Consider the following 2,029-nt stretch of genomic DNA (forward strand, 5'->3'; position numbering starts at 1 on the left):
CTACTCAAACATAAGTTGTGCTGTTACCTCCACCCTCTCCCCAAAAAACCCCCCAACCCCCCCCCCCCCCCCACCCCCCCCCACCCCCCACCCCCCCCCCCCCCCCCCCCCGCCCCCGGCCCCCCCCCCCGGTGCCGTTGCGGCCGCGCTCACGCCAGCCGGATCTTCTCCGCCTGGGGTCCCTTCTGACCCTGGGTGACCTCGAAGGTCACCTTCTGGCCCTCCTGCAGCTCACGGAAGCCGGTGGCGTCAATGTTGGAGTAGTGCGCGAAGACGTCGGCGCCGCCGCCGTCCTGTGCGATGAAGCCGAAGCCCTTCTCCGAGTTGAACCACTTCACCGTGCCGGAAGCCATGTACGTCTCCTTCGTTCAATGGGCTTGCGTCGGCTTCCGCGCGTACCGCGGAAACCGGAGGTGATCGCCTTGGCCCGGACACGCACCGCACAGCAGGAACGCCCGTGAATGCGACACGGGCGCCCGGTACTTCGGAACCACGACAGCTGATCAGGACGCTACACCGAGCGGCGCCCGGTGGGCGGTACAACCGTTGCTGACGCGTCGCCCATCACCGGGCAAGGCCAGCCGACGTCCCCCGTACCCCTGATGCATCGGACTGATGTACGACGATCGGCGGTGCGGGAGCCGCCTCAGTCCGACTCCCCGTCCCCGGCTTCGCGCGGTGCGCGCCGACGCCACCACAGCGCCGTGCCGAACCCGGCGACGGCCACGGCGCCGACGCCTGCGGCGGCCGACAGCAGCCACCGGTGCCGCGCCTCGGCATCGGATGCGGCCTGGGCCGCGACCGCGGCCTTGTACGGTGCGGCGGGCGGCTGCGGCCGGTGGGCGACATGCTCCGGCCCCTCCTCCCGCTCCTCCGGCGTCATCCTGGGCAGCATGCCGACGGCCGCGGCCCGCGGAGCCGCCTCGAAGCCCCAGTCCAGCAGGGCGCGGGTCTCCTCGTAGACGGCGTTGCGGCCGCCGGACCGCGGGTTCATGACGGTGACCAGCAGCCTGCGGCCGTCCCGCTCGGCGGCGGCGATCAGGGTGTTGCCGGCGTGCGACGTATAGCCGTTCTTCACCCCGATCAGGCCGTCGTACGGGCGGACGCCGTGCGAGCCAACCAGCAGCCGGTTGGTGTTCTGCATGTCGGACGCGTCGGGGTCGCCCTCGGGGACCTCGGCCCACTTCGTCGAGGCGAAGTGGGCGAAGTCGGGGTTGGTCAGGCCGGCCTGCCCGAAGAGCGACAGGTCGTACGCCGACGAGTACTGCCCCGGCGTGTCGAAGCCGTCCGCGGACTCCACCCTGGTGTCGCGTGCGCCCAGGCGCCGCGCCATCTCCTGCATGTCGTCGATGGTCTTGTCCCAGCCGCCGTTCATACCGGCCAGGGTGTGCACCGCGTCGCTGCCCGACCGCAGGAACACGCCGTACCACAGGTCCGCGACGCGGTACGGCACCTCCGGCTTCAGGCCTGCGAGCGAGCTGCCCGCCTCGATGCCGGTCAGGTCGGCGGCGGAGACGGTGTGCACCTCCCGCTGGGAGAACCTCGGCAGCACGGTCAGCGCGAAGAGGGCCTTGAGCGTGCTGGCGGGCGGCAGCGGCCGGTGGGCGTTCTGGGCCGCCAGGATGCTGCCGCTCTCCAGGTCCGTCACCATCCACGACAGCGCGGAGACCTTCGGTGGCGCGGACACCTGCGGCCGGGGCTGGAACTGCAGGCCCCGGCGGTCCAGCCGGCTCCCGGGGCCGCCCGGCCCGGCGGCGTGCGCGCCGGCCCGCAGGTCGTCGACGCCGTGCGGGCCGTCGGCGCGCGCCGGCCCGGTCGCGGCCAGCAGGCTCGCGGCACAAACCGACAGCGCGGTCACGACTCTGACGGGGACCCACCTCACGCTCGACATGAGGCCACGCTAAGAACGCCCCTGGCCGCGCGCCGGTTGGCGTACTCCATCCGATGCCCGGCCACCGGGCGCCGGGGGGGGGGGGGGGGGGGGGGGGGGGGGGGGGGGGGGGGAAAGAGAAGAGGAGTGGGGGTGGAT

Annotated in this window: 2 protein-coding genes; both read right to left on the bottom strand. The window is 73.0% G+C overall.

Annotation, left to right across the window (positions count from 1 at the left end):
* Nucleotides 1-149 precede the first annotated feature (149 nt).
* Nucleotides 150-353: a cold-shock protein gene (locus ACZ5XZ_RS32350; protein ID WP_085922226.1), complete on the bottom strand. Its 204-nt coding sequence runs from the start codon at nucleotides 351-353 to the stop codon at nucleotides 150-152.
* Between the two features lie 293 nt (nucleotides 354-646).
* Complete coding sequence (locus ACZ5XZ_RS32355) at nucleotides 647-1,891, bottom strand: D-alanyl-D-alanine carboxypeptidase family protein (protein ID WP_468984585.1); 1,245 nt, start codon at nucleotides 1,889-1,891, stop codon at nucleotides 647-649.
* Between the last annotated feature and the right edge of the window lie 138 nt (nucleotides 1,892-2,029).

The organism is Streptomyces sp. NPDC033270, from assembly GCF_055576575.1.

Bases quoted from the DNA above. Each gene is read 5' to 3' on its own strand.
- ACZ5XZ_RS32350 (WP_085922226.1), bottom strand. From the start codon at position 353: ATGGCTTCCGGCACGGTGAAGTGGTTCAACTCGGAGAAGGGCTTCGGC.
- ACZ5XZ_RS32355 (WP_468984585.1), bottom strand. From the start codon at position 1,891: ATGTCGAGCGTGAGGTGGGTCCCCGTCAGAGTCGTGACCGCGCTGTCG.